Below are 23,676 nucleotides of genomic sequence, written 5' to 3' on the forward strand. Positions count from 1 at the left end.
ACCGGTCGTTCCCCGGTCGCCGCGGCGCCCCCGTCACCGAGACGCGTTTCTCGGGGCGGGGGCGCCGCCGTATGGTTTTCCTGTACGGCTGTTCGAGGCGCGGCACGGACCGACGGGGAGACGGGGAATGTCCGAACGGGACGATCAGGAACGTGAGTTCGATCTCCGCTGGGCGGAGAGCGCCGCGCACAAGGAGCCCTCGGCCCGGGCCCGTATGCTCGCCGCGCGCTGGAAGGACAACCCGCCCGGCCCGGTGCCGTTCCGGGCCGATCCGGAGCACCTGACGCGGCGGCGCTCCTCCTGGGTGTCCACCGCGGTGGTCCTCGGCTGCGTGGCCGCGGTGATCGTGCTGCTGGGGTACATCAACTTCCGGGCGCCGTACTAGAGCCAGTCGTTCGGAGCACCCCGGCGTCGCGGGGCCCGGCACGCGCATCTGCGGCGTTGTCGTCGGTCGCCGACGCTCCACGTCGACTCCCTCACACGTCCGGCGCCGCCGGGATCACGCCCGCGGCGACGGCTGCGCCCAGGGCGGTGTGGTCGGCGGCGGTCTGGTCGGCGTAGGCCAGGGCGAAGTCGGCGACCGCGCGGTCGAAGGTGTCGGCACCGCCGAGGTAGGCGGCGATCGCGATGCGGTCGCCGGAGCGGGCGTGCGCGCGGGCCAGTGCGGTGCCGCACAGCGCCGCGTAGGCGCGCAGCTCGGCGGGGCTCATCCCGGCGACGTCGGCGGAGCCCTTCATGTCGCGCAGTTGCCGCCAGTAGTAGGCGCGGCCCTGCGGCCCGGTCATCCAGCCGAGGAAGATGTCCGCGGCGGCTTGGAGCAGCCGCTGCCCGGCGACCACCCGATGGCCGGGATGGTCGTACGGCCCGCTCGGCAGATGCTCCTCTAGGACGGCCGCCCCGGCCTCCTTGACCTGGAGGAACAACGGGTCGTCGAGGTCGCGCCCGGCCAGCAGCACGATGAAGCAGCGGGTGCCGACGCTGCCCACACCGACCACCTTGCGGGCGGCGTCGACGAACCGGTAGCGGTCGAGGAGGAGCCGCCGCTCCTCGGCGAGCGTGGACCGGTAGTCGCTGAAGATCTTGCGCAGGGCGGCGGCGTCGGGGGCACCGGCCGGTTCGAGCAGCGGCGGGTCGTGGACGATGCGGCGGCGGCCGTCGACGACCTCGGTCAGCTTGTCCAGGGCCTGGAGGCTGGTGTGGCGGCGGGCCCGGGTGAGGCTGGCCTCGACCCTGCGGCGGCGGCGCGCGGAACGGACCAGGGGCAGCAGCCGGTCGGCCTCGATCCGCTCGTACCAGGCGTCCAGCTCGCCCATCCGGGCCAGCCGCCGCATGGCGGTGCGGTAGGCGGCGGCCGACTCCAGGGCGGCGCGGTGCGCCTTGGCGTCGGTGTGCCCGTTCTCCCGGGCGGCGACCGCGACGCTCGCGGCGAGCCGTTCGACGTCCCACTCGAACGGGCCGGGGAAGGTCTCGTCGAAGTCGTTGAGGTCGAAGAGCAGGGCGCGTTCCGGAGAGGCGTAGAGGCCGAAGTTGAGCAGGTGGGCGTCACCGCACAGCTGTACGGTCAGGCCGGTGTGCGGCCGGGTGGCGAGGTCGGCGGCGAACACGGCCGCGGCGCCGCGCAGGAAGGCGAACGGGGAGGCGGCCATGCGCCCGTACCGGATGGGCAGCAGTTCGGGCAGCCGGTCGCGGCCCTGCTTCTCCAGTACGGCGACGGGGTCCTGCCGGTCCACGGGCGCGAGCCAGCCCGCGTGCGCGGTGCGGGGGACGCGTTTGCGGGCGGCCCGGCCGCGGGCGGCACGGTCGGCGGGACCGGGGTGCGCGGAGCTCCCGGGGCCGGGACCGGTGGGGCCCGTCGGGCCGGATGCGGTCGTCATGGCGTGGCGGCCGGTGGCCGTGTGCGGTGGTCGTTGCCGTGGCGCTGCATCGCTCGCAGATCTCCCTGGGTCGCCGCCTCCTGTTGGCAGTGAACGGCCGGGGGCGGGGGCGGCGCATGCCCAGTACGGCGAACGGGTGAGGCGGGCGTGGTGCCGGGCGCGTGCCGGATGTCAGTGGCATCGGGCAGGATCGGTGGCGAGGATCGACGGGTGGGGAGGCCGGTATGGGCGGAGGGACGGTACGGCGGCACATCGGCGCGGCCGAGCGGCGGACCCGGCTGGGGCTACGGCACCGGCTGGCCGCGGGGGCCGGGGCCGCGCGCCCCGAAGACGTCGCCGAGGCGCTGGTGGCGCTGCACGGCACGGATCCGGCGACGGTGTACCTGGCGGTGGGAGCGCGGCTGGCGGAGCCGCAGAAGACGGTCGCGGAGACCGAGCGGGCGCTGTACGAGGACAGGTCCCTGGTCCGGATGCACGGCATGCGCCACACCGTGTTCGTCTTCCCGGCGGAGCTGACCGCCGTGGTGCACGCCTCGACGGGCATCGCGGTCGCCGCCCGCGCACGCGCCTCGCTGCTGCAGGACATGGCGAAGGCGGGCGCCCCGGACGCGTCGTGGCTGGCCGAGGTGGAGGCGTCGACGCTGGCCGCGCTGGCCCGGCGCGGGGAGGCGACGGCGGCGGAGCTGGCCGCGGACGAGCCACGGCTGCGGGAGCAGTTCGTGTACGCGGCCGGGAAGAGCTACGAGGGCGTGCACACCGTCTCGGGGCGGCTGCTGCGGGTGCTGGGCGTGGAGGGCAAGGTGGTCCGGGGCCGGCCGCTCGGCTCCTGGACGTCGTCGCAGTTCCGCTGGGCGCTCGCGCCGGACCATCCCGAGCTGGACGTCGCCGGGGCCCAGGCCGGCCTGCTGCGCCGCTGGCTCGCCGTCTGCGGACCGGCCACCGAGGCGGACCTGAAGTGGTGGACGGGATGGCGGGTCACGGAGGTGCGCCGGGCGCTCGGGGCGATCGGGGCGCGCGAGGTGGCACTGGACGAGGGCACGGGGTACGTCGTCGAGGGCGACGAGGAGCCCGTGCCGGAGTCCGCCGGGCCCTGGGCGGCGCTGCTGCCCGCGCTGGACCCGACGGCGATGGGCTGGCAGCAGCGGGACTGGTATCTCGCGCCGGAGCTGCGCCCGGCGCTGTTCGACCGCAGCGGCAACGTCGGGCCGACGGTGTGGTGGGACGGGCGGGTGGTGGGCGGCTGGGCCCAGCGGCCCGACGGCGATGTCGTCTGGCGGATCCTCGACGGCGCGGGGGTGGGCCGGGAGGCCGAGGCGGCGATCGAGGCGGAGGCGCGGCGGCTGCGGGAGTGGGTGGGGACGACGCGGGTGACCCCGCGGTTCCGGACGCCGCTGGAGCGGGAGCTGGCGGGGTGAGCCGACGCGCGGTCACCTGGTGCCGTGGAGGACACGGCTCCCCGGTGACCGCGCACCGCGCTCAGCGGCTGTACTTCATCAGTGCCCGCACCATGTGACACGTCGTGTCCGACGGCGGGTGGACGCCGATGAGCCGCGCGGCGTCCCGGATCGTGTCGTTGCGGGCCTGGCCGGGCAGGAAGACGCCGGAGTCGAGCAGCGCTATGGCCAGGCGCATGGCCTTGAGCCGGCGGTTGTGCGAGATGTACCACTCGCGGGGCCGGCCGGCCGGCAGCGGGCTCTTGAGGACGGGGGCGTACGGCAGGTCGAGCTGGACGGCACGGCGGGCGGTGGACTGGGTGGGCAACGGCTTCGGCCTCAGTGCGGCAGCGGGCACAGGCATCCTCCTGTCGCGGTCAGGCAACCGCCGGGAGGTCCCCGGCGATTCCCTCGAACACTGCTTCCATTCTACCGCCCGGCACTGACAGTCGGAGGTCCGTGAAGTCACCCAAAGTCCCAGGTGGAGGCGGGATTTGCCGGTGTGTCAGGTCAGTCTGGCGGGGCTCGTGGGACTCCCCCGAAAATCGAACACCGCAGGGTGCCGGTCCCGCCTCCGGCCGCCCCCGGCGTACCGTGTCCGGCATGGAAATCTGGATCAACCCCGCCTGCTCCAAGTGCCGCAGCGCGGTTCGGCTGCTCGACGCCGAGGGCGCCGACTACACCGTCCGCCGCTACCTGGAGGACGTGCCGACCGAGGACGAGATCCGCGGTGTGCTCGACCGCCTCGGGCTCGAACCGTGGGACATCACCCGCACCCAGGAGCCGGCCGCGGGGGAACTGGGCCTGAAGGAGTGGCCGCGGGACGCGGCCTCGCGCGATCGCTGGGTGAAGGCGCTGGCCGAGCACCCGAAGCTGATCCAGCGTCCGATCATCACCGCGGACGACGGCTCGGCGGTGGTGGCCCGCACCGAGGAGGCGGTCCGGGACGCCCTGTCCCGCTAGGGAGTGCCCCGGGGCGCCGCGACCGCGCGGCCGCGCACGGGGACGAGGACCGGGACGAGCACCTGTCGTGTGACGCAGGCCACTTCGACGGACCCCTGTGACCACTGAGTAACCTCGTTCGGGATCTCGTACATAGCGGCGTACGCTCCCCGACCTCTTCAGGAGGCGCGCATGTCGCGTAGGAGAACTCTCGGCACGAAGAAGAAGATCGCGCTGCTGGTGAGCGCGGCCACGGTGGCGGGCGGCGGTGCCTTCGTCATGGCCAGCACGTCGAACGCCGCGCAGTCGGCGAAGGACTCGACCGTCTGCCAGGGCCTGGCCACCGCCCTCGGCAACAACCAGCGGTTCATCGCCGACCAGCGGGCCAGGCCGGACGCGCAGTCGCAGGCGCGGATCGCGAACCGCGAGGCGGTCATCGCGGAGATCCAGCGCAAGCAGGAGGCCTCCGGCTGTGAGGCGGGCGAGGCGATCGGGGGGTCGGCTCAGGGCTCCCAGACCGCGCAGCCCGCCGACCCCGCGCAGCCCGCCGAACCCGCCGACCCGGGGCAGCCCTCCGGGCCCGCGGAAGCCGGGCAGTCCTCCGAGCCGGCCGGGGAGGCCCAGCCGTCGCAGCCCGCGGAGGCGGCGGGCGAGCAGGTCTGCAACGGGTCGACCGTCACCCTCTCCGGTGAGGGCGGCGCCCCGGCCGCGTCCAGCAACCAGTTCCCGGCCGGCACGAAGCTGAAGGTGACCAACCTGGACAACGCCAAGTCCACGACGGTGGAGGTCACCTCCGTCTCCGGTAGCTGCGTGCTGCTGAACAACGCCGCGTTCGAGCAGGTCAGGGAGCCCGGCAAGTTCCTGATCCGCCGGGCGCTGATCGAGAAGGTGGGGTGAGGCCCGGACGGCCGGCGAGCCGGCGAGGGGGCCGCTGAGGGGACGGCCCCGCGGCGGCAGCACCCGCGCGGACCGGCCCTCGGCACGGTGACCGGTCCCGTCGCTCCCGGGTGGGGAGCGGTGGGGCCGGCCATCCCGGCGGACGGACGGCCCGGCGCCCGGCGCGACCCGGGCGGGCCGACGGGGTCATGCCCCTGCCCGTACCGCGTCGCCGAAGGGGGGACATGCCCCTGCCCGGGCCGCGTATGCCCCTCGCATACGAGCCGCCCGGCGCTCCCCGTCGGCACTCCCCGTCGGCGCGGGCGGACGGCGCCCCCGCTCCGGCGCGACCCTCACCCTGTGAGTCGCGCCACAGCACCACCAGGTAACACGGGGTTCACATTCGAGCAATGGCCGGGAAATCGCCCGTTGACAGGCTCACGGACAACAGCGCGGCGCCCCAGTGCCGCAGCGCCGCAGCACCCGCAAGTGCGCCCGACCCACCCCCGAAGGATGTGGCCCGTGACCTTCAAGGCTGAGTACATCTGGATCGACGGCACCCAGCCGACCGCCAAGCTCCGCTCCAAGACCAAGATCATCACGGGTTCGCCCGCCGGTCTGGACGCGCTGCCCATCTGGGGTTTCGACGGGTCCTCCACGAACCAGGCCAAGGGCCACTCCTCGGACCGTGTCCTCAAGCCGGTCTTCACCTGCCCCGACCCGATCCGCGGCGGTGACGACGTCCTCGTCCTGTGCGAGGTCCTCAACATCGACATGACGCCGCACGAGTCCAACACCCGTGCCGCGCTCGCCGAGGTCGCGGAGAGGTTCGCGGCGCAGGAGCCGATCTTCGGCATCGAGCAGGAGTACACCTTCTTCGACGGCTCCCGCCCGCTCGGCTTCCCCGAGGGCGGCTTCCCCGCCCCGCAGGGCGGCTACTACTGCGGTGTCGGCGCCGACGAGATCTTCGGCCGCGACATCGTCGAGAAGCACCTCGACAACTGCCTGGCCGCGGGTCTCGGCATCTCCGGCATCAACGCCGAGGTCATGCCGGGCCAGTGGGAGTTCCAGGTCGGTCCGCTCGCCCCGCTGGAGGTCTCCGACCAGTTGTGGGTGGCCCGCTGGCTGCTCTACCGCACCGCCGAGGACTTCGGCATCTCCGCCACCCTCGACCCGAAGCCGGTCAAGGGCGACTGGAACGGCGCCGGCGCGCACACCAACTTCTCCACCAAGGCGATGCGCGAGCGCTACGACGCGATCATCACCGCCTGCGAGTCGCTGGGCGAGGGCTCCAAGCCGCTCGACCACGTCAAGAACTACGGCGCCGGCATCGACGACCGCCTGACCGGCCTGCACGAGACCGCCCCGTGGGACGAGTACTCCTACGGCGTCTCCAACCGCGGCGCCTCGGTCCGCATCCCGTGGCAGGTCGAGAAGGACGGCAAGGGCTACATCGAGGACCGCCGTCCGAACGCCAACGTCGACCCGTACGTGGTGACCCGCCTGCTGGTGGACACCTGCTGCTCCGCCCTGGAGAAGGCCGGCCAGGTCTGATCCGCACCGCGGCTCCGGGAAGGGGCGCCCGCCGTCACGGCGGGCGCCCCTTCCCGCGTTCCCCCTCCCCGCCGGCGAGCCGCGCGGCCGGGCCGGCCCCCGTGCGGGTGAACTCGGCACCGCCGCCGCACCGTTGCCGGTACGCGGCGGTTCCGGCGGCCCGGAGGAGACCACGGCGGCCCCGCCACCCGGCTGGTTCCGGGACCGGAGGCGTCCACGCAGTGAGAGAGCGCCGGCAGAGGGGTCCGCACGACCGTCCGCGCATGCTTGAATGGAGACATGGCCAGCATCCAGAAGTACTCCGCGACGGGTCGCCGTGACCTCGAGCCCTTCTGGCCTTCCCGTCAGCACCACGACTACGACCGGGTGTGTTGCCGCGCGACGAACGCGCCGGCCCTCTAAAGCCGTACCTCCCGGCCTTCGGTCGGCGTGACGACGTACGTCCTTCCCCGACGCACTCTCGCGCGAAAAGAGCTGACCTCTCATGGCGACCACCCGTTCCCTGTCCTCCCGGACCGCCCTCTCCTCGGCTGCCGCCGGCGGCACCGCCACCGCGCACAGCGCCCGGCACCGGCTGCGCGCCGTCGACCGCGACGACGTGATAGACGTCGCGGACTTCCTGCCGCCGGGCGCCACCTGGCTGCCGGCCCCGGCGCACGCCCTGCCCGCCCTGCCGGGCCGCCCGCCGATGGTCGGGTACCTGGTGCTGGTCCCGGCCGACCAGCAGCCGCCGTTCCTGCCGGTGGCGGTTCCCGGCCAGCGGACCCCGGAGCCGGCCGGGGAGGCACCGGCGGACACCGAGCCGCCCTCCCTCGGCGAACCCCTCATCCGCATCGACTCCGTCCGCCGCACCGCGGTGGTGGACGGGCGCGAACTGGACCTGACGTACCTGGAGTTCGAGCTGCTGGCCCATCTGGTGGCCCACCCGCACCGGGTGCACACCCGCGACCAGCTCGTCGGCACGGTGTGGGGCTACGGGCACGTCGGCGACGGCCGCACGGTGGACGTGCACATCGCCCGGCTGCGCCGCAAGCTGGGCGCCGAGCACCGGGACACCATCCGCACCGTGCGCCGGGTCGGCTACAAGTACACGCCGCCGGCCGGGCGCTGACCGTCTGCCCTGGGCAGATCCGCTGTCCTCGCGCACCGGGAGCGGGCAGGCTCACCGCCATGAGACTTCTGGTGCTGGGCGGTACGGAGTTCGTGGGGCGGGCGGTCGTGGAGGCGGCCGTGGCGCGGGGCTGGGACGTGACCGTGTTCCACCGGGGGCGGCACGCGGCGCCCGCCGGGGTGCGGGCGCTGCACGGCGACCGCACCGCGCCCGACGGGCTCGCCGCGCTCGCGGACGGCGCGTGGGACGCCGTCGTCGACACCTGGTCGGCGGCGCCCCACGCGGTGCGGGACTCGGCGCGGCTGCTGCGGGGCCGCGCCGGACGGTACGTCTACGTGTCGAGCTGCTCGGTGTACGCGTGGGCGCCCCCCGCCGGGTACGCCGAGGACGCGCCACTGGTCGAGGGCGCCGATCCGGACGCCGGGCAGACCGAGTACGCGCGCGACAAGCGGGGCGGCGAGCTGGCCGCGCTGGGCGCCTTCGGCGCGGACCGCTCGCTGCTGGTCAGGGCGGGGCTGATCATCGGGCCGTACGAGAACGTGGGCCGGCTGCCCTGGTGGCTGAACCGGACGGCCCGCGGCGGTCCGGTGCTGGCGCCGGGCCCCCGGGACCTGCCCCTGCAGTACATCGACGTCCGCGATCTCGCCGCGTGGATCCTCGGCGGCGTCGAGCGGGAGCTGAGCGGCCCGTACAACCTGGTCTCGCCGCAGGGCCACGCCACCATGGGCACCCTGCTGGAGGCCTGCGCCCAGGTCACCGGCGGCGGCGCCGAGCTGTGCTGGACCGATCCCGAGGTGATCCTGGAGGCCGGGATCGCGCCGTGGACCGAGCTGCCGGTGTGGGTGCCGCCGGGCAGCGACCTGCACGACGCCCTGCACTCCTCGGACGTCTCCCGCGCGGTCGCGGCGGGCCTCGGCTGCCGGCCCGTGGAGGAGACCGTCGCCGACACCTGGAGCTGGCTGCACTCGCTCGGCGGGGTGGCCCCGCAGCGCCCGGACCGGCCGGACAAGGGCGTGGACCCGGAGACGGAGGCGAAGGTGCTCGCCCAGGCCCACGGCCGCCAACTGCCGTGACCTGACGGTAATTTCAGCGACGTTTGAACACTCGTGGGACTCCTTGCGTATGGAGGGGAGCCGCTTCACTCCTGTCGGGCGCCTCGATGCTGCCCCGCAAGGAAGTCAGAGGAGTTCCATGGGACGCAACACACGAAAACGCCGTACGCCGCTGGCCACCAAGGCCATTGCCGCATCGGCGGCCCTAGCGCTCGGTGGGGGCGGGCTGATCTGGGCGAACTTCTACGCCTCGGCGCACGAGGACGAGGACCGCTGGCCGAACCGGACCCGGTCGGCGACGGCGCAGGTCGCCACCATCGACTGCCCGGACGTCGGCCAGCGGCTCTACGACGTGCCGGACCGGGCCCGGGGTGAGGTGGACGGCGAACTGGCCACCCTGGACCAGCAGATCACCGAGGCCTACCAGCGGCTGGCGACCACCCGGGACGCCCAGGCCCAGGACCCGGGCTACGTCCAGAACGCGATCCTCCAGCCGCTCAAGGACCGCCGCAAGGCGATCATCGACCGCATCCAGCTGGAGATCAACCGGGCCGGCGGCAACGCCTCCGAGGACCTGGACACCCTCTCCGGCTGCACCGGCACCCCGGCGGAACAGCCGCAGACCACGGACGGCCAGACCGGCGACGGGCAGAACGGCGACGGCCAGCAGGACGGCGGTCAGCAGGACGGTGACGGCCAGCAGGACGGCGGGGACCAGAACCAGGACGGCGGGGACCAGAACCAGGACGGCAACGGCGACGGCCAGCAGGACGACGGCCAGCAGGGAGGCAACGGCGGTCAGGCCGGCAACGGCCCGGTGGCGGCGGACTTCCAGGACATCACCACCGTCCAGCCGAACTCCCGCAACCTGCCGAACGGCCTCGCCGCCAACGGCCGGTCCGGTTCGCGCGGCGTCTTCATCACCAAGTGCGGCACCAACGGCAACGACAACCACAACACGGACAACGTGATCGTCGCCCCCGGTGTCACCAACGGCGCCCACCACCTGCACGACTACGTCGGCAACCAGAACAACGACGCCTTCGCGAGCGACGAGGACCTGGCCCGCGCCGACACCAGCTGCCAGAACCCGGGCGACCGGTCGTCGTACTTCTGGCCGGTGCTGCGCCTCCAGGACGGTTCGCAGGACTTCGACCAGAACGACGCCGGCGGCGGCACCGAGGGCAACGTCGGCCGGATCCTGGAGCCGCGGCAGGCCCAGCTGAAGTTCGTCGGCAACAAGCGCGGCCCGGTCGTCGCGATGCCGACGGCCCTGCGCATCATCACCGGTGACGCCAAGGCCTTCGTCAACGGCCTCGCGAACGCCAACACCTCCTGGAGCTGCACGGGCTTCGAGGACCGGCAGCTCACGGACAAGTACCCGCTGTGCCCCGAGGGCAGCGACGTGGTGCGCACGTCCAAGTTCCAGAGCTGCTGGGACGGCCAGAACATCGACAGCGCCAACCACCGCACCCATGTGGCGTTCGTCCAGCCCGACGGCTCCTGCCCCGGCGGCTTCAAGGCGATCCCCCAGCTCCAGGTCCGGCTGGTCTACGACGTCCCGGCCCCGACCATCGAGAACGGCGTGGTGCAGAACCCGTTCGCGGTGGACACCTTCCCGGAACAGCTGCACAAGCCGATCACCGACCACAACGACTTCATCAACTTCTTCTCCCCCGAGCTGATGAACAAGATGGTCAAGTGCATCAACACCGGCCGCAAGTGCCAGTAGCGGACCCGGCACGGCAACACGGCGAAGGCCGGCGGTGGGACTCCCACCGCCGGCCTTCGCCGTAGCGGATCAGTGCCCGCCGTGGGACGCCCCGTGGTCCTTCCCCTCCTCCAGCGTCCCCCCGAGGGTGCCGCGCAGCGCCGTCACCACCTCCGGCTCCCCCACGGCCACCCACTTGCGGCCGACCAGGTAGTGACCGCCGTAGTCCTTCGCCCCGTTGATCCACTCCCGCTGGCCGCGGTCGGTGGCGAAGGTGGCGAGGACGAACCGGCCGTCGCCGGTGCGGCAGATGGCCTGCCGGATCTCGTCGGCGTCCGTCTGGATGTCGGGCTCGCAGCGCGCCTCGGCGGCCAGCTGCTCCAGGCTGCCCTCGGCGGCCTCGGGCACCTGCGGGCGCGCCCGCTCCGCGCCGGAGCCGCAGCCCGTGAGCGCCAGCACGGCCAGGGCCAGGGCGAGCATCGGTCGGGTCAGCCTCATCAGTTCCTCCGGTCGGGGCGTCGCACGGCATGCCGTCCGTCGATACGGCCGCGGCACCCTCCGTGCTCAAATCACGTGCCGTCGCACACCCGTCCGTGCCAGGCTGGCCCGGTGGACCAGGACTGGGAGGGCCGCGTGACCGCGGCGTGGGCCGGCTTCGACGGCTACCCCGAGGAGCGGGCGGACGAGTTCCGCGCGGTGATCGACGCGCTCGTCGCCGAGCTCCCCGAGGGCAGCCCCGACGCGCCGTTCGAACGGGCCTGCGCCTGGGACTCCACGGGGCACTCCGACAGGGCGGTGCCGCTGTACCGGGAGGCGCTGGCGCGCGGGCTCACCGGCTACAAGGCGCGTCGGGCCAGGATCCAGCTCGCCAGCTCGCTGCGGAACACCGGACGTCCGCAGGAGGGCGTCGCGCTGCTGACCCCGGAACTCGACGCGTCGTCCGACGAGCTGGACGACGCGGTGCGCGCCACGCTCGCGCTGTGCCTGTCCAGCCTCGGCCGCGACCGGGAGGGACTGTCCCTGGTGCTCGGCGCCCTCGCCCGTCACCTGCCCCGCTACCAGCGCTCGATGGCGGACTACGCCCGTGCCCTGGCCGAGCCGGATCCCCCCGGTCCCGCAGGGCGGTGACCATCCGCCGGGCGGCTCGTTCTCCCGGACGTGCAGTCACAGGATGTCGCCCCGCGTCACAGCTCCGCAGCAGCCGCCGGTCCGGTGGTCGACGTCGAGCGGGCCGAGGCCGCGCTCGTCGAGCACTATCCCCGGCTCGTCCGGCTCGCCTATCTCGTGCTGCCGCCGGGTCTGGGCCGCAACCGGCGGGTGCTGACCGCCCACGCGCTCACCCAGCGGGCGCTGCCCCGCGGACGGGCCCGCGCCTGCGTCATCCCGTCCCAGTCCACGGGCCGCGAGAGCGACCCCGGCTATGCCTACGTCCGCCTCCAGGTGCTGCGCACGGCACTGGAGGCGGGCCTGCCGCTGCGGCGCCGGGCCTGGCCGAAGCGGTCCCCGCTGCCGCCCCTGCTCCCCCAGGTGTGGGGCCTGCGGCTGTTCCCGCGCTCGGGCGGCGCCGACGAACTGGCCCTGGACCAGCGGCTGTCGGCGCTGCCGGCGCCGGCCCGCGCCGCGTACGTGCTGCGCGGCCTGGAGCGGCTGCCGGACGGTCACGTGCGTACGGTGCTCGAGGCCGCCGGGGTCAGGGACGCGCGGGCCGCGCTCGCCGCGGCCGACACCCTGGCCCCGCGGTACTCGCTGCTGGCCTCCCCCGAGTTCGACCCGTGCACGCTGCAGGCGCGGCCCACCGATCTGATGCGCCGCCGCCGGCGTCTGCAGGCGGCGCTGGCCGCGACCGCGGCGGTCGCCGTGGGCGGGGCGCTGCTCGGCCTGCCCGGTGACGGCGGGAACCCGGACGGCCCGGCGGCCCCCGTGTACGCGCAGAACCCGTCCGCCCGGGCCGCCCTCGACCCGGCCAGGCTGACCAAGGTGCCCGCCGGGGCCTGGCGGTCGGCGAGCCGCACCGACTTCTCCGTGTGGCCCGCGCGCGGCGACCTCGTGGGCGACAGCGCGCTGCTGCGCCGCGCCCTCGCCGTCTGGGCACGCCCCGGCGAGGCCGTGCGGGTCTCGGCGACGCCGGGCACGCCGTCCGGCGGTCCGGCCGGTCCCCCGCAGCTGCTGTACGCGGATACCGTGGACCGGGCCCGCGTGGTGATCCTGCACGACGGCCTGCGCATCGCCCGGTACGCCGAGCCGGTGGACGGCACGGCGGGCGCCGCCCTGGACTTCGCCCGTACGGACGGCGCGTCCCGGGGCGAGTCGAGCGCGGTGGTGCTGGCCCGCACCGACGGCAACGTGCGGTACCTGCTGGCGCCGTGGGTGACGAAGGCGGCCGAGCGGGACCTGGTGGAACCGGGGTCCTCCCCGATGGAGCTGACCGTGACGGACGGGACCGCCTCGCCGCTGGCCAGCCCGGCGACCCGGTCCGGCGCCTGCACGTCGTGGAACGTGCTGGAGGTGACCGACGGTTCGGGCACCCGGCTGCTGACGGACCTCGGCGAGCTGGTGCCGGCCCGGCTGACCAGTGGCCGGCCCGGCTCGGTGCGGGACGCGAGCGGTGCGCGGGCGCGGCAGACGTGGGCGCCGTTCGCCTGCTCGCTGGCGAACGCGCGGGGACAGGGCGTGCGGTCGGTGAACGCGTGGGCGTACGCCGAGCAGCCGCTGCCGGACGACAGCGGTACGGCGGCGTGGGTGTGCACCCGGACGGAGACCTGGCGGGGCGGCGGCGAGCGGGTGCTGGCGCAGTTCCGGACGCCGGGCGTGGCGTACGGCGCGGTGGCCGCGAAGGCCGAGGGCGGTCCGGCGTGCGGGGCGAAGGATCCGCATGTGCTGGCCGGGGTGCTGTGGAAGTCGGCGGGCGGTGAGTGGTACCTGCTCGCGGCGGGCAGCCGGGACACCGAGTCGGTGCGTGCGACGGGCGGGGTGAACGGGTCGGCGCAGGGCCATCTGCTGGCCGTGCGGACGAAGCAGGGGGCGCAGGCGGAGCTGAAGGGCACGCTGGAGAGCGGGCGGTCCGTCAGCGGGCTGCGGTAGGCGGCCGGGCCGGGCCCGGCCCGCACCGGCGTCACGGGCGGGCGCGAGGCGGGCGCACCGCGCCGGACAGGCGAGCACCGTCTGCCGATCGAGGCCGGTCACGGCCGAATCCGATCGGTAAGGTGTTCGTATGAGTACCGGGGTTCGCCGCAGAATGGGAGTCGAGGAGCGGCGGCAGCAGTTGATCGGTGTCGCCCTCGAACTCTTCAGCCGACGCTCTCCCGACGAGGTCTCCATCGATGAGATCGCGTCGGCCGCGGGGATCTCCCGACCGCTGGTCTACCACTACTTCCCCGGCAAACTCAGCCTGTACGAGGCCGCGTTGAAGCGTGCCGCGGAAGACCTGGCGGGCCGGTTCGCCGAGCCCGCGGAGGGGCCGCTGGGCGCGCGGCTGCTGCGGGTGATGGCCCGGTTCTTCGACTTCGTGGACGAGCACGGGCCCGGCTTCTCCGCGCTGATGCGCGGCGGCCCGGCAGCCGGCTCCTCGACGGCCGACGCGCTGATCGACTCCGTGCGCCAGGCCGCCTACGAACAGATCATCACGCACCTGGGGACGCCGGAACCGCCGGCCCGGCTGGAGCTGGTGGTGCGCTCCTGGATCTCGCTCGCCGAAACGACGGCCCTGATCTGGCTGGACGGGCGGCGCATCCCGCGCGAGGAGCTGCAGGCGCAGCTCGTGCACGACTTCGCCGCGCTCATGGCGGTGAGCGCGGCGTACGACGAGGAGACGGGCGCGCTGCTGCGCCGCGTCCTGAAGGAGGAGCCGGGCGAGGGTCCCTTCGGGGACCTGATCGCCCGGCTCGTCACTTTCGCGTCCTAGCGGTACCTGGGGGCGTCTCCTAGGCGTCGTACTTCCGGTAGGACGCGTCGAGGTCGCGGACCTCGGCCGAGGCGTGCAGTGCCAGGCCCTCGGCGGGCTTCACGTACTGCCGCAGCAGCTCCAGCACCTGCTCCGTGAGCCGGGCCTTCGTCTCGTCGGTCCGTCCGGCCAGCAGGCCGATGGTGACGTGCACGATGGCGTGGCCCTCGGCGTCCGGGCCGACGACGGTGTCCTCGGTCCTGCGGAACTGCGTCTTGCACGCCGGCGGCTTCGCCGCCGCGATGTCGACCGTGGCCGAGTGCAGCGCCTCGGCGAAGCCGGGCCGGTCGAAGTGACCGGCGAGGCGCTCGGAGTAGTCGACGGTGATCTGCGGCATGGGCACTCCTGTTCTGGGCGTCGGGACCAACCCTAGTGACGGAAGACCGCCACCGTCCGTGCCGGGACGGTGAAGGTGCCGGTCGCCGACTGGTAGGACGCGTCCTTGACGACCGGGTCCGCGCCCGCCGCCTGGACCGGGTGCAGGCGGTAGGTCTCGCCCGCCAGTTCCGCGATCCGCTGTTCCTGCCTGTCCGGTGTCGCGTTGAAGACGACGACCAGGTCGCCCAGGCGCATGGTGATCACGCCGGGGGTCTCGTCGGTGCCGGACAGCGGGAAGGAGAGCGCGGACTGCACCTGGGCGGCGGTGTCGAGGGAGAACGCCCGCTCGGTGGTGCGGATCTTCAGCAGGTCGCGGTAGGCGGCCGAGGCGCCCTGGATCTGCGGGCAGCCGACTCCGATCCGTGTGAGCAGCGGCTTGGCGTACGGCCACTTGTCCTGGTTGTCGGCGGCCGGCGGCAGTCCGCGGCCGAAGCCGTTGCCGTCGGCGCAGTTCCAGTGGATGGCGTTGAACCAGTCGCCGCTGTCGAAGGAGTTGCGGTCCAGCGACTTCGAGCGCAGCAGGTCGGTGCCGGCCTGGGAGAGGGCCGGGCCCTGGGAGAGGGTGGCGGTGGCCATGGCGAGGACCTGCATGCGGGCGCGGTCGGCGGCGCTCGTCGACGCGGGGAGCTTGAAGGCGAGGGCGTCGAAGAGGGTTTCGTTGTCGTGTGCGTCGGCGTAGGCGAGGGCGTCGCCGGGGGCCGCCGCGTAGCCGGCGGGGGCGCCGTTGTAGTCGACCTCGGAGCCCTTGACGCGTGTGCCGCTGGTGTCGGTGAAGGTGTAGCCGGCGAGGTTGCCGGACAGGCCGACCTTGATCAGGTCCTGGTAGTGCAGGAGGCGGGCCTTCTGCTGGGCGGGGGTGCCGTTGGCGGCGTCGGGGTTGGGGTCGGTGTACAGGCCGGAGGCGAAGCCCTGGACGCCGGGGTCGGCGTCGAAGGGGCCGCCGCCGCGCACCGCGTCGCGGGCGCGGTCGGAGAAGGTGGCGATGCCCGTGCCGGCCATGTTCTTCTGGGTGGCCTGGACGAAGCGGGCGTCGTCGGCGACCTCGCCGAAGTTCCAGCCCTCGCCGTACAGGATGATCTTCTTGCCGTCGACGCCGTCCTTCTCCACGGTCAGCGCGTCCAGCGCCTTGCGCACGGCGAGGATGTTGGCCTTGGGGTGGTGGCCCATGAGGTCGAAGCGGAACCCGTCGACCTTGTACTGGCGGGCCCAGGTGACCACCGAGTCCACGACCAGCTTGCCCATCATGGCGTTCTCGGTGGCCGTGTTCGCGCAGCAGGTGCTGCTGGCGACGGAGCCGTCGGCCAGCAGGCGCTGGTAGTAGCCGGGCACGATCCGGTCCAGGACGCTGGTCGTGGCCTGGCCGCTCGCGGCGGTGTGGTTGTAGACGACGTCCATGACCACGCGCAGGCCGTCCTCGTTGAGGGCCTTGACCATCTTGCGGAACTCGACCGTGCGGGCGGTGCCGTCGGGGTCGGTGGCGTAGGAGCCCTCGGGGACCGTGTAGTGGTAGGGGTCGTAGCCCCAGTTGTAGGCGTCCTTCGCGGCCGCCTTCGCCACGCACTCCTGCTGCTTGCCGGAGTCGGCCGGGAAGGAGGCCAGGTCACAGCCGACGCTCGCCTGGTCGGACCTGCGCTCCGGGATGGTGGCGATGTCGAACGCGGGCAGCAGGTGCACGTACGAGGTGCCCGCCTGGGCCAGCTTCCTCAGGTGCCGGGAGCCGTCGCTGTCCTTGTCGGTGAAGGCCAGGTAGGTGCCCGGGTGGCTCGCCGTCGGGTCCTCGACGGAGAAGTCGCGGATGTGCAGCTCCTGGATCTGCGCGTCCTTCAGCGGCACGGCCCCCGGCTTCCTGTAGCCGTTCCAGCCGGCCGGGGCGAGCGCCTTGTCGGCGAGGTCGACGACCAGGCTCCGCTTCGAGTCGGTCGTCAGGGCGACCGAGTAGGGGTCGGTGACCTTGTTGGTGACGATCTCCCGGGTGCTGGGCGCCCAGACCTTCACCACGTACCGGTAGGGCTTGCCCTTCCAGGACGCCGGGCCGGTGACGGACCAGACGCCGGTGGCGGCGTCCCGGCGCATCGGCTTCAGCGAACCGTCCAGCTCCAGGGAGACGCTCTGGGCGGTGGGGGCCCAGACCGCGAGGGTGGGACGGCCCTTGTCGAAGGTGGGGCCGAGGTCCGCCTTGGTCGCGTCGTAGAGGTCGTCGAGCACGCCGGCGATCTGCACGCCGGTCGCCGACAGGACCGCTCCGTTGGCCGCCGTCTGGGCGGCGACGAGCTGGCCACGCAGGGCCTCGCGGACCCGGTCGCGGTCGCGCGGGTCGACGGACCACGCGGTGTGGCCGCCCAGGTGCGGGAACTCGGCCTTCTGCGCGTCGGTGAGGGTGGTCTTCTTCAGGCGCAGCCTGCGCTCGTCGGTGCTGGTCAGGACGCCGTTCCCGGCCTTGATGGAGCCGGTGCGGGAGTAGCGCAGCTGGGTGGCGGCGGCCTCCGAGCCGTTCCAGACGACGGTGTCCCGGTCGATCCAGACCGCCTTGGAGGTGGTCAGGTCGACCGCGGCGGCGGAGCCCGCGGGCTGCGGCAGCAGGTGCTTCTCCTGGCCGCTCAACAGCCACACCTCGTGGCCGTCCGCCGTGAGGTCCAGCGACCGGTCGGTGGGCAGGTCCTTCTCGTCGCCCCTGTGGACGATGTAGCTGAGACTGGTGGCACCCTCGGTGAGCGGCACCTCGAAGACCGCGCCATAGGCATCAGTCTTCACCGGCTTCAGGGGGTTCGACCAGTCGGTGGGGTTCGCGGCGCCCGTCCAGACGTGCAGGCCCCAGCCGTCGTAGTCGCCGTCGGCGCGGTGGTAGTGCAGGACGGCCTTGGTCCGGTCCGGGGCCGGGTAGTCGGCCGCGGGCCGCTCGGTGCGGACGGTGTCCTTGCCCTGCTCGATCCAGACCTCGCCGGTCTTGGTGACGTCGATCGTGCGGTCGGCAGTGACGTCCTTGTTGCCCTGCCGGTCGATGACCAGGAAGCTCACGTTCGAGGCGCCCGGCTTCAGCTTGACGTAGGCGAAGGCGCCGTAGGCGTCGCGGCCCGTGAAGGGGTGGCTGCCGGGCCATTCGGTGGCCTCGCCGTCGGCGAGGTCGCCCCAGGCGTACAGGCCCCAGTCGGCGTAGTTCCCGTCCGCGCGCTTGTAGTGGACGATCGCGTAGTCGCGGGAGGAGGCCGTCGGGACCTCCTCGGCGAGCGGGGTGCCGGTGACGGAGGCCGCCGTGGCGCTCGCGGTGCGGCCCTCGGAGTCGATCACCACGGCCTTGTAGCGCAGCGCGGTACCGGCGGGTACGTCCTCGCCGACGGTGTGCGTGACCTTGTACGGGGCGTGGTCGGCGGAGCCGAGGGTCCGCCACTTGCCGTTGCCGGTCTGGGCGGCGAAGACGACCCGGTTGAGCTGTCCGCCGTCGACGTCGGCGGTGACCTCGACGGTGCCGGTGGCGCCGGGAGCCGGTGCCTTCAGGGTGAGGGCCGGCCGGGCGGCGGGGGCGGGGAGCTTGCCGGCCGCCTGGTAGACGACGGCGGATCCGGCGGGGACGGTGACGGTGAGCTCGCGGCCGGCGTCGGAGCGGACCGTGCCGTCCGTGCCGTAGAGGCCGCGGAAGGGCATGTTCGCCGAGCCGGTCGGGAAGGTGGCCGTCCTGGCCCCGTCCGCGTTGTTGAAGGCGACGACGTACTCGGTGCCGGTCCGCGCGTCGGTGCGGGAGACGGCGTAGATGCCGGGGCCGTCGTCGGCGTGGCGCTCGGTCTGGACGCCGTCGGCGAGGGCCGGGTGGGCCTTGCGGAGCTCGGCGAGAGCGCTGATCTGCCGGTAGAGCGGTGCTCTCGGGTCGTAGGCGTCCGACGCGTGGGTGCGGTCGGTGCCGAGCTGGTCGTCGTCCAGGTAGTCGGCGACCTTCGAGGCGAACATCGTCTGGCGGGCGTCCTTGTCGCCGCCGGCTCCGGTGAATCCCTGCTCGTCGCCGTAGTAGATCACCGGGTTGCCCCGGTTGAGGAACATCAGCTCGTTGGCGAGGCGGGCCTTCTTCAGCAGTTCGGCGTCGCTCGCGTCCGGGTCGTCCTGCTGGAGGAAGGTCCCGAAGCGGCCCATGTCGTGGTTGCCGAGGAAGGTGACCTGCTCGTAGGCGTTGGCCTTGTCGGTCGTGTACTTGTAGTCGTCGCCGAAGACCGACGCCAGCTTCTTCGCGCTGCCGCCCTGCGAGGCGTAGGCGCGGACCGCGTCCTGGAAGGGGAAGTCGAGCGTGGAGTCGAGGCGGCCCTCGGTGACGTACGGGGCGGTGACGTTCGTGTCGGCGGAGTAGACCTCGCCGAACATGAAGAAGTCCTCCCGGCCCTTCTTCGCCGCGTAGGCGTCGAGGGCGGTGGCCCACTGGGTCCAGAACTCGGTGTTGACGTGCTTCACGGTGTCGATCCGGAAGCCGTCGATGTCGAAGTCGCGCACCCAGCGCTGGTAGATCTTCTCCATGCCCTCGACGACTTCGGGACGCTCGGTCCACAGGTCGTCGAGGCCGACGAAGTCGCCGTAGGTGGCGGATTCGCCGGCCCAGGTGGAGTCACCGCGGTTGTGGTACATCGCCGGGTCGTTGAGCCAGGACGGGACCTTCAGGTTCCGCTTGTCGGGGGCGACGACCGGGGTGTACGGGAAGGTGCCGGAGTCCACCGCCGGGAACTTCCGCCCGCCGTCCGCGTAGTCGGCGTCGTCGAAGGGTTCGCCGTTCTTCGTCAGGTAGGGGAAGGCGCCCTTGGCGAGGTAGCCGTAGGACTTCTCCTCGTAGTCCACGACGTCGGCGGTGTGGTTGGTGATGACGTCGAAGAAGACCTTCATGCCCTTGGCGTGCGCCTTGGCGATGAGGGTCTCCAGGTCCTCGTTGGTGCCGAAGTGCGGGTCGACCTGGGTGAAGTCGGTGATCCAGTAGCCGTGGTAGCCGGCGGAGGCGTTGGCGCCCTCGCCCTGCACGGGCTGGTTCTTGAAGATGGGGGCGAGCCAGATGGCGGTGGTGCCGAGACCCTTGATGTAGTCGAGCTTCCGCGTCAGGCCCTTGAGGTCGCCGCCCTGGTAGAAGCCCTTGTCGGTGGGGTCGTAGCCGGTGGCGAGGCGGGTGCCGGTCAGGCCGCCCCGGTCGTTGGTCCGGTCGCCGTTGGCGAAGCGGTCCGGGAGCACGAAGTAGAACTGCTCGCGGGTGAGGTCGTGCCGGGCGGGCGCCTTGGCCAGGGCCGCGTCCGAGGGCGGAGGCGGCGGCGTGGCGGCGCGGGCGGCGAGGGGCTGCACGAGGGCGGCGGCGAGCGCGGCGACGGTGACGGCCGCGACCCGTCTGCCTCGTGCGGTGCGGCGCCGGGCAGGCACCGGCCTACTGGGTATCAAGGTGTGACTCCTTGCGATGACGGATCATTGGGTCCGACCCCGGGCGCGACGGTAGCGCCGCGCAAGTGTTGCAGCAAGGGTCGTGCAACCACCGGAAAGAAGTTTCACGACCCTTGGGCGGCCGAGCCGCTTAGCAGGACGGCTTGCCGGCGTGGATCGCCAGTGCGGTGTGGGCACCGAGGGTGGCGGTGAACTGGCCACTGGAGTTCACCGTCACCGGGGTGTTGCTCTGCACGTTGCAGTACGTGCCCGCGGGCAGGGAGGTCTGGTAGGTGCGGGTCAGGGAGCCGGACTCGTGGTTGATGGCCACGAAGCCCTTGCTGCCGCGTCCGAAGGCGATGGCGTCGCCGCCGTTGTCCCACCAGTTGGTGACGGCCTCGCCGCGGGTGGCGTTGCGGAAGGCGACCATGCGCTGGATCTCGGGCCAGGCGTGCTGGCACTTCCAGCCGCTCTGCCAGCAGGCGTCGACCCGGCCGCCGTTCGGCGGTCCGGCGTCGTGGTCGGTGAACTCGTAGCCGGAGTTGATGTCGGGCGCGCCGTAGGGCCAGGCCAGCATGAAGACGTTGGCCAGGGTGTAGGTGGCGTTGTCCTTGTAGCTGAGCGTGGAGCCGTTGCGCTCGGTGTCGTGGTTGTCGACGAAGACACCGGCGCCGGAGCTCTTCAGGTAGCCCCAGCCCTCGCCGTAGTTCTTCAGGTAGGCGAGGTTCTCGTTGTTGAAGACCCGCTTGAGGTCGTAGGCGTAGCGGAACTCCTGGACGTCGCCGTTGCCGGTGTACTCGGCGGGCTGGACGGCCTCGCCGGCGCCGTGGATGACTTCCTGCTTCCAGTAGACGGACGGGTTGGTCAGGCGGGACTTGATGTTCGCCAGGTCGGCGGCGTCCATGTGCTTGGCGGCGTCGATGCGGAAGCCGTCGACGCCGAGCGAGAGCAGGTCGTTCATGTAGCCGGCGATGGCGCCGCGCACGTAGTTCTCGCCGGTGTCCAGGTCCGCGAGGCCGACCAGTTCGCAGCGCTGGACGTTCCAGCGGTCCTGGTAGTTGCTGATCTGGGCGGTGCAGTCGTCGAAGTCGTACGACGAGTACAGGCCGGGGTAGTTGTACTTGGTGTACGCGGTGCCGCCGGTGCCGGTGCCGTTGCCCGCGGCCATGTGGTTGATGACGGTGTCGACGACGACCTTCACTCCGGCCGCGTGACAGGTGTCGACCATGTTCTTGAAGGCGGTGCGGTCGCCCAGCCGCCCGGCGATCCGGTAGCTGACCGGCTGGTAGGAGGTCCACCACTGGGACCCCTGTATGTGCTCGGCGGGCGGGGAGACCTGCACGTAGCCGTAGCCGGCGGGGCCGAGGCGGGTGGTGCACTCCTTCGCCACCGAGGCGAAGTTCCATTCGAAGAGGACGGCGGTGACGTCCTTGGTGCCGGGAGGGGAGGCGTGAGCGGCGCCGGCGGGTGCCAGGAAGGCTGCCGCCGCGGCGAGCGCGACGGCGCCGGAAACGGTTCTGCTGCTGGCCATGTGGGGTTCCTTCACCGTTGAAGGGGGTGGTTGAAATCTTGCAGAAACCTTGCGGTGGCCAGATGTTAAAGGCCCGCCGCCCAAAAGGGCAGCGGGCCGTCGGAAGTTGCTGCAAGAAGTTACCCAGCCGTGCTGAACCACACGGTGGTGTCGGCGGGCAGCTTCACGTCCCCGTCGCCCTCCAGGACCTCACCGCTGGCGAGCAGCAGCCGCCCGTACGCCGGGGTGGTCACCGCCTCGCCGCCGGTGTTGGCCACGCAGGTGAACTCCCCGCGCCGGAAGGCGAGCACGCCCTCGGGCGCCTTGAGCCACTCCACCGCGTCGCCCGCGCCGAGGTCCGGCTGCGTGCGGCGGACGGCCAGAGCCGAGCGGTACAGCTCCAGGGTGGAACCGGGCACGCCCTGCTGCGCCTCGACGCTCAGTTCGGCCCACTCGGCCGGCTGGGGCAGCCAGCTCCCGCCGCTGCCGAAGCCGTACGACGGACCGGTGCGGGTCCACGGGATCGGCACCCGGCAGCCGTCGCGGAAGCCGTCCTGGCCCTCGCCGCGGAAGTAGGCAGGGTCCTGGCGCACCTCGTCGGGCAGGTCGACGACGTCCGGCAGGCCCAGCTCCTCGCCCTGGTAGACGTAGGCGGAGCCGGGCAGCGCCAGCATCAGCAGGGTGGCCGCGCGGGCCCGCTTCAGGCCCAGCTCGCGGTCGCCGGCGGTGCGGATCTGGGTGCCGAGGCCGGGCGGGTTGGCGAAGCGGGTGGCGTGCCGGGTGACGTCGTGGTTGGACAGCACCCAGGTGGCCGGGGCGTTCACCGGGCGCATGGCCTCCAGCGTGCGGTCGATCACCCCGCGCAGCTCCTCGGCGTCCCAGTGGGTGCCCAGGTACTGGAAGTTGAACGCCTGGTGCAGCTCGTCGGGGCGGACGTAGTTGGCGGTGCGCTCGACGGTCGGGGTCCACGCCTCGGCGACGAAGATGCGCTCACCGGCGTACTCGTCGAGGACCAGCCGCCACTGGCGGTAGATCTCGTGCACACCGTCCTGGTCGAAGAACGGCATGACATCGTTGCCCAGCAGCTTGAGCTGGTCGTGGGAGCCCAGGTCCGGCAGGCCCTCGGCCTTCACCAGGCCGTGGGCGACGTCGATGCGGAAGCCGTCGACGCCCATGTCCAGCCAGAAGCGCAGGATCGAGCGGAACTCGTCGCCGACCGCCGGGTGGTCCCAGTTGAAGTCGGGCTGCTCGGGGGCGAACAGGTGCAGGTACCACTCGCCGGGGGTGCCGTCCGGCTCGGTGACCCGGGTCCAGGCGGGTCCGCCGAAGATGGACTCCCAGTCGTTCGGCGGCAGCTCACCGTGCTCGCCCTTGCCGGGGCGGAAGTGGTAGCGCTCCCGGAGCGGCGAGCCGGGTCCCTCGGCGACCGCCCGCTTGAACCACTCGTGCTGGTCGGAGGAGTGGTTGGGCACCAGGTCGACGATGATGCGCAGGCCCAGCTCGTGGGCGTCGCGGATCAGCGCGTCGGCGTCCAGGAGGTTGCCGAACATGGGGTCGACGGCCCGGTAGTCGGCGACGTCGTATCCGGCGTCGGCCTGCGGGGAGGCGTAGAAGGGGCTGAGCCACACGGCGTCCACGCCGAGGTCGCGCAGGTACGGGAGGCGGGAGCGTACGCCTTCCAGGTCGCCCATGCCGTCGCCGTTGCTGTCGGCGAAGCTGCGCGGATAGACCTGGTAGATCACCGCGTCCCGCCACCAGTCACGGCGCTTGGCGACGGTGGCGACGGCGGAGTTCGGTGCCGGGTCGGCAGTGTGCTGGCTCATGGCGTCCTTGTTGTGTAACCGATTCGAGGTCATGGAGGCGTGGGTACGGCGCGTGGCGCGTGGGGTGACGAGGCGGCCCGGCCGCGGCGACAGCGGGGTCGG

At 72.8% G+C, this 23,676-nt stretch carries 18 protein-coding genes; 11 read left to right on the forward strand and 7 right to left on the reverse strand.

Annotated features, from left to right (window positions below; translation table 11 throughout):
- Window positions 1–127 precede the first annotated feature (127 nt).
- Window positions 128–385, forward strand: coding sequence for a hypothetical protein (locus SGLAU_RS09925; RefSeq protein WP_043500268.1), 258 nt, complete (start codon window positions 128–130; stop codon window positions 383–385).
- Window positions 386–476: 91 nt separating this feature from the next.
- On the opposite strand, the gene SGLAU_RS09930 is transcribed toward SGLAU_RS09925, so the two are convergent.
- On the reverse strand, window positions 477–1,874 hold the full coding sequence (locus tag SGLAU_RS09930) for a DUF2252 domain-containing protein (protein WP_043500269.1): 1,398 nt from the start codon (window positions 1,872–1,874) through the stop codon (window positions 477–479).
- Window positions 1,875–2,098: 224 nt separating this feature from the next.
- On the opposite strand from SGLAU_RS09930, the gene SGLAU_RS09935 reads away from it, so the two are divergent.
- The gene (locus SGLAU_RS09935) at window positions 2,099–3,289 is read left to right on the forward strand and encodes a winged helix DNA-binding domain-containing protein (protein WP_043500272.1); all 1,191 of its coding nucleotides are present in this window, start codon (window positions 2,099–2,101) and stop codon (window positions 3,287–3,289) included.
- Window positions 3,290–3,350: 61 nt separating this feature from the next.
- Here the strand turns inward: SGLAU_RS09935 and SGLAU_RS09940 are convergent, their stop codons facing one another.
- A complete protein-coding gene (locus SGLAU_RS09940; protein WP_043500274.1) occupies window positions 3,351–3,665 on the reverse strand; it encodes a hypothetical protein in 315 nt (104 codons plus the stop codon).
- Between the two features lie 245 nt (window positions 3,666–3,910).
- Here SGLAU_RS09940 and SGLAU_RS09945 point away from each other — a divergent pair, with 245 nt between their 5' ends.
- The 6 genes from SGLAU_RS09945 to SGLAU_RS09970 all read left to right on the forward strand — a co-directional run bounded on the left by SGLAU_RS09945 (window position 3,911) and on the right by SGLAU_RS09970 (window position 10,574).
- Window positions 3,911–4,270, forward strand: a complete 360-nt coding sequence (locus SGLAU_RS09945; protein ID WP_043500276.1) for an arsenate reductase family protein — start codon at window positions 3,911–3,913, stop codon at window positions 4,268–4,270.
- A gap of 171 nt (window positions 4,271–4,441) precedes the next feature.
- Window positions 4,442–5,146, forward strand: coding sequence for a hypothetical protein (locus SGLAU_RS09950; RefSeq protein WP_043500278.1), 705 nt, complete (start codon window positions 4,442–4,444; stop codon window positions 5,144–5,146).
- Between the two features lie 501 nt (window positions 5,147–5,647).
- A complete protein-coding gene (gene glnII / locus SGLAU_RS09955) occupies window positions 5,648–6,679 on the forward strand; it encodes a glutamine synthetase (protein ID WP_043500280.1) in 1,032 nt (343 codons plus the stop codon).
- 484 nt (window positions 6,680–7,163) lie between these two features.
- A complete protein-coding gene (locus tag SGLAU_RS09960; protein WP_043500281.1) occupies window positions 7,164–7,790 on the forward strand; it encodes a winged helix-turn-helix domain-containing protein in 627 nt (208 codons plus the stop codon).
- Window positions 7,791–7,849: 59 nt separating this feature from the next.
- Window positions 7,850–8,863: an SDR family oxidoreductase gene (locus SGLAU_RS09965; RefSeq protein ID WP_043500283.1), complete on the forward strand. Its 1,014-nt coding sequence runs from the start codon at window positions 7,850–7,852 to the stop codon at window positions 8,861–8,863.
- 118 nt (window positions 8,864–8,981) lie between these two features.
- Window positions 8,982–10,574, forward strand: a complete 1,593-nt coding sequence (locus SGLAU_RS09970; RefSeq protein WP_043500285.1) for a DUF1996 domain-containing protein — start codon at window positions 8,982–8,984, stop codon at window positions 10,572–10,574.
- Between the two features lie 69 nt (window positions 10,575–10,643).
- Here SGLAU_RS09970 and SGLAU_RS09975 read toward each other — a convergent pair whose 3' ends face one another.
- Window positions 10,644–11,051 carry a hypothetical protein gene (locus SGLAU_RS09975; RefSeq protein ID WP_043500287.1) on the reverse strand — a complete coding sequence of 136 codons (408 nt, stop codon included), beginning with the start codon at window positions 11,049–11,051 and terminating at the stop codon, window positions 10,644–10,646.
- 111 nt (window positions 11,052–11,162) lie between these two features.
- On the opposite strand from SGLAU_RS09975, the gene SGLAU_RS09980 reads away from it, so the two are divergent.
- From SGLAU_RS09980 to SGLAU_RS09990, 3 genes are all read left to right on the forward strand, one after another.
- A complete protein-coding gene (locus tag SGLAU_RS09980; protein ID WP_099052789.1) occupies window positions 11,163–11,681 on the forward strand; it encodes a tetratricopeptide repeat protein in 519 nt (172 codons plus the stop codon).
- Window positions 11,682–11,711: 30 nt separating this feature from the next.
- Window positions 11,712–13,634 (forward strand): hypothetical protein, encoded by a 1,923-nt coding sequence (locus SGLAU_RS09985; protein ID WP_043500292.1) that lies wholly within the window; start codon window positions 11,712–11,714, stop codon window positions 13,632–13,634.
- A gap of 130 nt (window positions 13,635–13,764) precedes the next feature.
- Window positions 13,765–14,454 (forward strand): TetR/AcrR family transcriptional regulator, encoded by a 690-nt coding sequence (locus SGLAU_RS09990; RefSeq protein WP_099052790.1) that lies wholly within the window; start codon window positions 13,765–13,767, stop codon window positions 14,452–14,454.
- 19 nt (window positions 14,455–14,473) lie between these two features.
- On the opposite strand, the gene SGLAU_RS09995 is transcribed toward SGLAU_RS09990, so the two are convergent.
- The 4 genes from SGLAU_RS09995 to SGLAU_RS10010 form a co-directional block, all read right to left on the reverse strand.
- Complete coding sequence (locus SGLAU_RS09995; protein ID WP_043500295.1) at window positions 14,474–14,830, reverse strand: 5-carboxymethyl-2-hydroxymuconate Delta-isomerase; 357 nt, start codon at window positions 14,828–14,830, stop codon at window positions 14,474–14,476.
- Window positions 14,831–14,862: 32 nt separating this feature from the next.
- Window positions 14,863–20,262 (reverse strand): pullulanase-type alpha-1,6-glucosidase, encoded by a 5,400-nt coding sequence (gene pulA / locus SGLAU_RS10000; RefSeq protein ID WP_043500297.1) that lies wholly within the window; start codon window positions 20,260–20,262, stop codon window positions 14,863–14,865.
- Window positions 20,263–20,392: 130 nt separating this feature from the next.
- Complete coding sequence (locus SGLAU_RS10005) at window positions 20,393–21,772, reverse strand: alpha-amylase (protein WP_043500299.1); 1,380 nt, start codon at window positions 21,770–21,772, stop codon at window positions 20,393–20,395.
- Between the two features lie 119 nt (window positions 21,773–21,891).
- Window positions 21,892–23,574: a glycoside hydrolase family 13 protein gene (locus tag SGLAU_RS10010; RefSeq protein ID WP_043500301.1), complete on the reverse strand. Its 1,683-nt coding sequence runs from the start codon at window positions 23,572–23,574 to the stop codon at window positions 21,892–21,894.
- Window positions 23,575–23,676: the final 102 nt, after the last annotated feature.

Origin of the sequence: Streptomyces glaucescens, from assembly GCF_000761215.1 — a bacterium.
Lineage (GTDB): Bacteria > Actinomycetota > Actinomycetes > Streptomycetales > Streptomycetaceae > Streptomyces > Streptomyces glaucescens_B.

Bases quoted from the DNA above. Each gene is read 5' to 3' on its own strand.
- SGLAU_RS09970 (WP_043500285.1), top strand. From the start codon at position 8,982: ATGGGACGCAACACACGAAAACGCCGTACGCCGCTGGCCACCAAGGCC.
- SGLAU_RS09960 (WP_043500281.1), top strand. From the start codon at position 7,164: ATGGCGACCACCCGTTCCCTGTCCTCCCGGACCGCCCTCTCCTCGGCT.
- SGLAU_RS09935 (WP_043500272.1), top strand. From the start codon at position 2,099: ATGGGCGGAGGGACGGTACGGCGGCACATCGGCGCGGCCGAGCGGCGG.
- SGLAU_RS09975 (WP_043500287.1), bottom strand. From the start codon at position 11,051: ATGAGGCTGACCCGACCGATGCTCGCCCTGGCCCTGGCCGTGCTGGCG.
- SGLAU_RS09930 (WP_043500269.1), bottom strand. From the start codon at position 1,874: ATGACGACCGCATCCGGCCCGACGGGCCCCACCGGTCCCGGCCCCGGG.
- SGLAU_RS09990 (WP_099052790.1), top strand. From the start codon at position 13,765: ATGAGTACCGGGGTTCGCCGCAGAATGGGAGTCGAGGAGCGGCGGCAG.
- SGLAU_RS09925 (WP_043500268.1), top strand. From the start codon at position 128: ATGTCCGAACGGGACGATCAGGAACGTGAGTTCGATCTCCGCTGGGCG.
- SGLAU_RS10005 (WP_043500299.1), bottom strand. From the start codon at position 21,772: ATGGCCAGCAGCAGAACCGTTTCCGGCGCCGTCGCGCTCGCCGCGGCG.
- SGLAU_RS10010 (WP_043500301.1), bottom strand. From the start codon at position 23,574: ATGAGCCAGCACACTGCCGACCCGGCACCGAACTCCGCCGTCGCCACC.
- SGLAU_RS09995 (WP_043500295.1), bottom strand. From the start codon at position 14,830: ATGCCGCAGATCACCGTCGACTACTCCGAGCGCCTCGCCGGTCACTTC.
- SGLAU_RS09945 (WP_043500276.1), top strand. From the start codon at position 3,911: ATGGAAATCTGGATCAACCCCGCCTGCTCCAAGTGCCGCAGCGCGGTT.
- SGLAU_RS09965 (WP_043500283.1), top strand. From the start codon at position 7,850: ATGAGACTTCTGGTGCTGGGCGGTACGGAGTTCGTGGGGCGGGCGGTC.
- SGLAU_RS09950 (WP_043500278.1), top strand. From the start codon at position 4,442: ATGTCGCGTAGGAGAACTCTCGGCACGAAGAAGAAGATCGCGCTGCTG.